Origin of the sequence: Psychrobacter sp. (assembly GCF_035469765.1) — a bacterium.
Classification (GTDB): Bacteria; Pseudomonadota; Gammaproteobacteria; order Pseudomonadales; family Moraxellaceae; genus Psychrobacter.
In genome coordinates, this window is sequence record NZ_DATIRM010000370.1 from 1 (window position 1) to 7,720 (window position 7,720).

A 7,720-nucleotide genomic window follows, 5' to 3' on the forward strand; every position below is an offset into this window, starting at 1 on the left:
AGAGAGTGTCCCGGTGGCTATGTATGATGCTATACATAAAAAGAACTATATAATTGATGGGAAAACCAAATCAGAGTATTTAACTAATAATGCGCCTGAAATCAATTTTGTTAGAGCAATTCAAAAAGATAATTTTAAATCATTTCCTATCGTGGACTATTTTTGCAATCCCGATTGAAAATATGCATCTAAGGATGGGAAACCCTTTTATTTTGATGAAGACCATCTAACGATTACTGGTAGTGACCAGCTCAACGAAGTGTTTAACAAAATTTTATTAGATTAATAATGTTATGCTAGTTTCAAACCATTATCAAATAGGGCGTTATTTAAAAATAGTGCCCTTTTTTATGCCTATTCAGGGGTTTTGTCCGTTTTGGCAGTGCAAAGTTAGAGCTAATAGTAATACTTTAATTCAATCTAGGTACGAACATATAAGGCAAGGTTAGCTAATTAGCTGCTATGAGCCTGTTAAGAAAAGTTAAGGTTTGATTAATTTACGCTATGGCTATCAATAGCCAAAAAATAAAGCTAATGGCTACCAGAACAGCCACCAAAAAAACAGATAATTAAATAATAAAAACAATAACTTAAGTTGTAAAAAAGGACTGCTTATTGGCAGTCCTCTTATGATTCATACTAAAAATTATTCGGTATCAGTTTTGGTTTTTTTAAGCAGGACCAATACTGCGCCATTACCACCATCTTTTGGCGGGGCTGAGCAAAATGCTAATACTTCTGGTAATTGGCGCAACCAACCGTTGACGCAGGTTTTTAGAATTGCTTCACTGCCTTTGCCGTGGACGATTTTTACTGACGTTTCATTGTTTTGCTTGGCTTGGCTGAGCAACTGCGTTATCGCCACACGTGCTTCTTCGATAGTGCAGCCATGAATATCTACGGCATCATACCAACGCAATTTACCTTGTTTTAGCTGGGTAAAAATCTTGTTTTGTAGGGTAGGGTTTTTATAAGATAAGTAGGCTTCGCCCGCAACAGGATTCAATAGCGCTTGCATATCTGATAAGCCTGCGCCCAAGTCGCTCGCTTCACTGCCTTGAGCCGCTGCACGTTTAGACAGTGTCGCTGCATCAGGCTTCTTGGCTTTTGCTGCATTGGCAGGTGAGCGAAGGTTTTTATCTTCTAGCTGATTAACACCATGCATTGCTTGCATAAACAGCACTTTATCATCATCGATATGTTCAGAGTCCATCTGCTTAACGGTTTTTTTAACTTGCTTTTGAGTCAATAGCGAGACAGGCTCAGTTGGTTTAGCATTGTCGCCATCAGGTGACACAGTATCACGACCTTTACTCAACTGACCTTTAAGCTCTTTGAGTTGGTCTTGCATTTCTTTTGAAAATAGAGAGTTTGACATAATAGTTAACGTATCGTTGGTTAGTGAATAAAGGGAATAATATAAAGTACTAACGATTGACTGAGTACTAAAGGCAATTAATGCGATGACTCAGGTCATGCTGGCTTTGCACAAACTATCTCACTTACTTTACGCCTGTGCTGCGACGCTCGCAAGTAAGGATTGTAACGCTTGTCCAGGATGATCGGTTTTCATAAATTGCTCACCGATTAAAAAGTGCTGAATATTGTGGCTTAACATCAGGCAGATATCATCGCTGCTATGGATGCCACTTTCGGTCACGATAAGCGGACGTTGTAGGCTGTCATTGGGATTAGCAGAAAATGCATCATCAATGGCAAGTTCGCGTAATAGCGTGTTTTTTAACTCAAGTGTCGTCTGCAAATCCACATCAAAGGTGTTTAAATCACGGTTGTTGATACCGTAGATGTTGTGCTCTGAATGTGGCAGCTGTAGGGCACGCTCAAGCTCTTCTGCCGTATGCACTTCGATCAACACATCCATACCAAGCTCGATGCTTAGCGCATGCAGCTCTTGCACCTGTGCATCATCAAGGCACGCCATAATGAGTAATATACAATCTGCGCCAAGTAGATATGACTGATAAATTTGATAGACATCAATCATAAAATCTTTACGTAATATCGGTAGGCGACAAGCTTCACGTGCTTGGACCAAATAGCTATCATCACCTTGGAAGTAGTCACGATCAGTCAATACAGACAGACAGCTTGCACCTGCTTGCTCATACTGCTTAGCAAATAAGGCAGGAGCAAAGTTGTGATTGATAATACCTTTAGAAGGTGATGCTTTTTTTATCTCAGCAATAATACCGATATCAGCGCCACGCAGGGCACTGGCAAAACCGCGACGAGGTTGCTTATCCGCTGCAACTTTCTCTTGTAAGTCTTCAAGTGATAATAGCTTACGAGCAGCAGCAACTTCATCGTGTTTGGTAGCAACGATACGCTGTAATACTGAAGGAATATCTGAGTGAGATGGCGTGCTAATAGTCATGGCGGTATCCAAATTTGATTAACTATAAATAGGTAATAATAGCGTGAACTGTGTACTGGTAAATTTAAAGTATCAGCACAAATAAAGCGACATCACAAACAAAGTAACATCATAAAAAGTAAGCGCCGTTAATTTTGCGCTGCGAGCTGTTGCGTATAATGCGCCAAAGACTCAAGCTTAACTAAAGCATCACCATTTTGGATAATTTTTTGTGCACGGCTCACGCCGTTTGGATAGTTGCTGGCAAGTCCTGAAGTATATATCGATGCGCCTGCATTTAATGCAATCATATCGCGCGCTTTAAGCACTGAACGGTCATGTGTCTCTAAGCCTGACAAAGCGGCACGTATTAGCTCAAGGCTTTGCGCTGGTGAGTCCACGTCTAAGCCAATCAAGGTTTGTGACTCTATGCCCGCGTCTTCTGGCATCATGTCGTAGACGGAGATTTCACCATCTTTTAATTCAGCCACTGTAGTCGATGTTGCAAGGCTGATTTCATCCAAACCATCTTTTGCACCGACGACCATCACATGTCGCGCACCAAGGTTCTTCATCACTTTTGCCAAAGGTTCACATAACTGCGCGGTAAAGACACCAATGACTAAATTGGGCGTACCAGCAGGGTTGGTAAGTGGACCTAATATATTAAAAATCGTTCTAGATTTTAGCTCGCGGCGTACCGGATTGGCATAACGCATGGCGCTATGGTGGTTTGGCGCAAACAAAAATCCAATACCTTGGTCTTCGATACAGGCTTGCGCTTGCTCAGGCGTCAGCGATAGACTGATACCGGCTTGCTCAAGCAAATCTGAGCTACCAGACTTGGTTGAAACCCCGCGGTTACCATGTTTGGCAACTTGTGCACCTGCTGCTGCTGCTACCAACGCTGCCGCTGTGGACACGTTAAACAAGTTAGCACCATCGCCTCCTGTACCAACAATATCGACCATATAGCGACAGTCTTTTGGGGCGATATTGGCCGCTAATGCACGCATGGCACTCGCCGAGGCAGTAATTTCATCAATTGATTCGCCTTTCATACGCAGACCGGTCAAGATAGCGCCCATCATGGCATCGCTGCATCTGCCTTGCATGATGATTAGCATCACTTGATACATCTCGTCAAAGGTCAGATCAATGTGTTGAAAAATTCTACCTAATGCGGTGGTCAGTAGCTCATGGATACTGTCATCTGACAGCTGATGAATATCTTCTGGCGTACGGGTTACGTTTGAAAGTACGTTCTGCAAAGGAGCAGTGGTCATTATATTCTCGCTTATTATTATTTTAAATGTTGACACAACGATTAGCGGCTAGCCCACCTGTGGCAAATTATCGGTGTCTATCACAGCCAAATGATGCGCCTGTAAAAAGTTATTAAGCAGCTGATAGCCGGCCTCGCTTAAAATAGATTCAGGATGAAACTGCACCCCTTCAATGGCAAAATCGCGGTGACGAATACCCATGATTTCTTCTATACTGCCATCGGTATTACGTGTCCAAGCAGTGACCTCAAAGCCTTCTGGTAAGCTTGATTTATCAATGACCAGTGAGTGATAGCGGGTAAACTGTGTAGGATTGGGTAAATCTATAAACACACCCTGTCCATTATGGTAAATAGCGGATAAGCGTCCGTGCATCACTTCGCTTGCTTTGACTATTTTACCGCCAAACGCCTGTCCAATAGCCTGATGACCCAAGCAGATACCTAATATCGGTATCATTCCTTTAAAGGTACTAATCAATTCAAGTGAGACGCCAGCGCTGTCAGGGGTGCAAGGTCCAGGACCAATAACGATGGCGTCAGGCGCAAGCGCTTTTATTTGCTCAATGCTAATCTCATTATTACGACAGACGGTGATGTCCTGCTGCAATTCACCGAAGTACTGTACAATATTGTACGTAAAGCTGTCGTAGTTATCGATCATCAGAATCATGAAGGCTTCAACTTATTAAGATGCTTGCTTTTAGTATTAATTAATTAGTGTTGATTAATAAACTTGTATGGCGGTTTTTGCAGGTGGCTTTTGTCAGTCACTTAAGATTAAAGGTTTTATAACGTCGTTATCTTAACATTATTTTGTCGTCTATCAAATGTGATGATTCTATACGTTGAATGTCGATAGATAAAAGTATGTTTAATCGTCAATGGAAAGGCAAACTGGCATCATTACCACTGCTTAAAGAAAGTATATTTTCAAAAATAATTTATAATGTGCTATTACGGTGCATATGCACTGAATATATTATTAGTAATGCACCTTAATAGTGCTATTATTATAATTTTGAATCAACACGATGTATTACTAGAAGCAAATTTAAGACGTTGGCTTTTCTGGAAAAGAAGACTAATTTTTTAACCTATTGTATTTATTGGTAATAAATACAATATTTGATGACCTAAAATATTAATATTAACTAGGTTGGCATGGCTGTTGCATCCTTCTAGCGCACAAGTATCCTGTATTGCCTTGCAGCACAGATTATTTATCAATCAGCGTCTGAAGAGTGCAACATTGTTAGCGAGATATTGTTAGAATAGCAATTGCATTTGTCTAATTGATAAAAATGTGTCATTAATAATAAAGACGGATACTGACTATTAGTATGAATAACGAGTAAAAATCGTCATCTTCAACCTCAGTGCTATTCAATACTACAAAGTCACTACCATAATTTCAGCACTATGATAATCACAAGGGAAACTATTTATGTCAAATAAACTACTTGATCTGATCAAATCATCCAACGCCAAATGGGTTGATTTTCGCTTCACTGATACCCGCGGTAAAGAGCATCATATGAGCTTTCCAGCTCATAGCGTTGATGAAGAATCGATGGAAGATGGCAAAATGTTCGATGGCTCATCGATTGCTGGTTGGAAAGGGATTGAAGCCTCAGACATGATTTTGCGTCCTGATCCTGAGACGGCGTTTATTGACCCATTCTTTGATGCGGTTACGGTTGTTGTGACTTGTGACATCATTGAGCCATCAACCCTACAAGGTTATGACCGTGATCCACGTTCTATTGCGCGCCGTGCTGAAGAGTATTTAAAATCTACCGGTATTGGTGACACTGCCTATTTTGGTCCTGAGCCTGAATTCTTTGTGTTTGATGAAGTAAAATGGTCTGTGGGCATGTCTGGTGTCAGTCATGAAATCGTCGCTGAAGAAGCTGCTTGGTCAACTAACAAAGACTACGAGTGGGGCAACATGGGTCATCGCCCACGTGTCAAAGGCGGTTATGTACCAGTGCCACCTGTTGATAGCGCACAAGATATGCGTACCGTCATGTGCGATCGTATCGAAGATATGATTGGTGAAGGCTGTATCGAAGTCCATCACCATGAAGTTGCGCCTTGTCAGTTAGAGATTGGCGTTGCTTTTAACACGCTTGTACGCAAAGCAGATGAAGTGCAAAAACTCAAATATGCCGTACATAACGTTGCTCATCAGTTTGGAAAAACAGCAACCTTTATGCCAAAGCCTATCGTCGGTGATAATGGTTCTGGTATGCACGTCCATATGTCAATCTCAAAAGATGGCGTCAATACTTTCTCTGGCGATGAATATGCGGGCTTGTCTGAAACGGCACTATATTTTGTTGGTGGTATCATTAAACACGCTCGTGCACTTAATGCAATTACCAATCCATCGACCAACAGCTACAAGCGTCTAGTGCCTCATTATGAAGCGCCTATTAAGCTTGCTTACTCAGCATCTAACCGCTCAGCATCTATCCGTATTCCACATGTCAGCAGCCCAAAAGCGGTGCGTGTTGAAGCGAGATTCCCTGATCCAGCAGCTAACCCATATTTAGCGTTTGCAGCACTGTTGATGGCAGGTCTTGACGGTATTCAAAACAAAATGCATCCAGGTGAAGCCGCTGACAAAAACTTGTATGATTTGCCGCCAGAAGAAGAAGCATCGATTCCAACAGTTGCTGAAAATTTAGAAGTGGCACTACAAGCGTTAAAAGATGATCATGAGTTCTTATTAAAAGGCGATGTATTCACCAAAGAGATGTTAGAAGCTTATATTGCACTCAAACAAGAAGAAGCACAGCGCGTTAATATCACGGTACATCCAGTTGAATTTGACTTGTATTACAGCTGTTAATTTGCTGTTAGACATTTAAAATTTCAATAAAAAACCAGTTAAGTAAGTCTTAGCTGGTTTTTTTGCGCTTGAATACTTATGTTGATTGAGCTGACAAAATTTCTGTGCAGACGATACTGCTTTAATATGAAAAGTAACGCATAATAGGTTCATCTATATATTAATAATAAGTATCTATTAGGCTGACTGACTATGACTCCATTATCAAAAAGCAGTTCTTTAAATAAAAATCTGACGCTAAGCCTGCTGACAGGTTCTGTGATTAGCATAGCCAGTCTCTACACGCCTATAGCGAATGCTGCGCCTATTTATAAAGTCATTGATGAAAAAACGGGTCAAGTCACTTTTACTGATCGCCCGCAGAACTACGAAAATAAATCGGGCAAGCAAATTAGTGAAACTTCTGTCATTACAGATACTCGCTCTACGTCCAACAGTACTACTAACAGCACTGCAGTAAATAGCAATTCTACTGTACCTGCTAAGCCAATGGTTGCTAGCAATGTTACACCGCCAGCGATGGCAAATGCCTCGAACACAACTCAAGCACCACGTGTCAATTATCAATTAACCATGATTGAGCCTAGCGAAGAGCGTGCGTATCGTCGTCCGGCGCAAAGTATCGTGGTTACTCTACAAATCAAACCTGCATTACAAACAGGCGATAGTGTGAGTATTATGCTTGATGGTAATGAAGTAGCTCAAGGTTTAAGCGCTTCGATTTCTACCGTTGATATTTTACCGGGTTCTCATGTAATCAATGCTGTAGTCAAAAACGCGAAAGGGCAGACGTTAAAGCAAGTCTCAAGAACTGTATATGTGATTCAAAATACGCAGACATTGCAAAATAATAAAAAAATTGCTGAGCAGCTTTTGGCTTATCAGCGTCTACCTTGGCATCAAAAAGTACTGTTAAAACTGCGTCAGGATGGCAAGCAACCCAATATGCAGTCATTTACTAAGCCAATAGCGGATAAACCAATGACTCTTGAACAGCCTGCTATAAAGTAAATATTTGATAAATTGAGCTATGTTGAAGAAATTATAGAACCATACTTGGTAAACTAACTTCTCGAATGAGGAACGTCATTAAAACAGTCTGTGAGACTATTTTAGTGACGTAATACCTAAGGTTATACTCCCAGTAACAGTTGATGAAGTACGTTTTTATCAACGATAACTAGACAGTATTTAGCATCACCTG

At 41.0% G+C, this 7,720-nt stretch carries 6 protein-coding genes; 2 read left to right on the top strand and 4 right to left on the bottom strand.

Going from position 1 to position 7,720, the window contains the following annotated elements; translation table 11 throughout:
- Positions 1-646: 646 nt before the first annotated feature.
- The 4 genes from VLN09_RS10240 to VLN09_RS10255 all read right to left on the bottom strand — a co-directional run bounded on the left by VLN09_RS10240 (position 647) and on the right by VLN09_RS10255 (position 4,332).
- Positions 647-1,378: a Smr/MutS family protein gene (locus VLN09_RS10240; protein WP_325246200.1), complete on the bottom strand. Its 732-nt coding sequence runs from the start codon at positions 1,376-1,378 to the stop codon at positions 647-649.
- 129 nt (positions 1,379-1,507) lie between these two features.
- Complete coding sequence (gene trpC, locus VLN09_RS10245) at positions 1,508-2,395, bottom strand: indole-3-glycerol phosphate synthase TrpC (protein ID WP_325246202.1); 888 nt, start codon at positions 2,393-2,395, stop codon at positions 1,508-1,510.
- 128 nt (positions 2,396-2,523) lie between these two features.
- Positions 2,524-3,660: an anthranilate phosphoribosyltransferase gene (trpD, locus tag VLN09_RS10250; protein ID WP_325246203.1), complete on the bottom strand. Its 1,137-nt coding sequence runs from the start codon at positions 3,658-3,660 to the stop codon at positions 2,524-2,526.
- A 48-nt stretch (positions 3,661-3,708) separates the two neighbouring features.
- Positions 3,709-4,332 carry an aminodeoxychorismate/anthranilate synthase component II gene (locus tag VLN09_RS10255; protein ID WP_325246204.1) on the bottom strand — a complete coding sequence of 208 codons (624 nt, stop codon included), beginning with the start codon at positions 4,330-4,332 and terminating at the stop codon, positions 3,709-3,711.
- Between the two features lie 774 nt (positions 4,333-5,106).
- Here VLN09_RS10255 and glnA point away from each other — a divergent pair.
- Positions 5,107-6,516 (top strand): type I glutamate--ammonia ligase, encoded by a 1,410-nt coding sequence (glnA, locus tag VLN09_RS10260; RefSeq protein ID WP_325246206.1) that lies wholly within the window; start codon positions 5,107-5,109, stop codon positions 6,514-6,516.
- 192 nt (positions 6,517-6,708) lie between these two features.
- A complete protein-coding gene (locus VLN09_RS10265; protein ID WP_325246208.1) occupies positions 6,709-7,527 on the top strand; it encodes a DUF4124 domain-containing protein in 819 nt (272 codons plus the stop codon).
- The last annotated feature ends 193 nt before the right edge of the window (positions 7,528-7,720 follow it).

Excerpts from the sequence above, each read along its gene's own strand:
- VLN09_RS10240 (WP_325246200.1), bottom strand. The coding sequence starts at position 1,378 with ATGTCAAACTCTCTATTTTCAAAAGAAATGCAAGACCAACTCAAAGAG.
- VLN09_RS10255 (WP_325246204.1), bottom strand. The coding sequence starts at position 4,332 with ATGATTCTGATGATCGATAACTACGACAGCTTTACGTACAATATTGTA.
- glnA (WP_325246206.1), top strand. The coding sequence starts at position 5,107 with ATGTCAAATAAACTACTTGATCTGATCAAATCATCCAACGCCAAATGG.
- trpC (WP_325246202.1), bottom strand. The coding sequence starts at position 2,395 with ATGACTATTAGCACGCCATCTCACTCAGATATTCCTTCAGTATTACAG.
- VLN09_RS10265 (WP_325246208.1), top strand. The coding sequence starts at position 6,709 with ATGACTCCATTATCAAAAAGCAGTTCTTTAAATAAAAATCTGACGCTA.
- trpD (WP_325246203.1), bottom strand. The coding sequence starts at position 3,660 with ATGACCACTGCTCCTTTGCAGAACGTACTTTCAAACGTAACCCGTACG.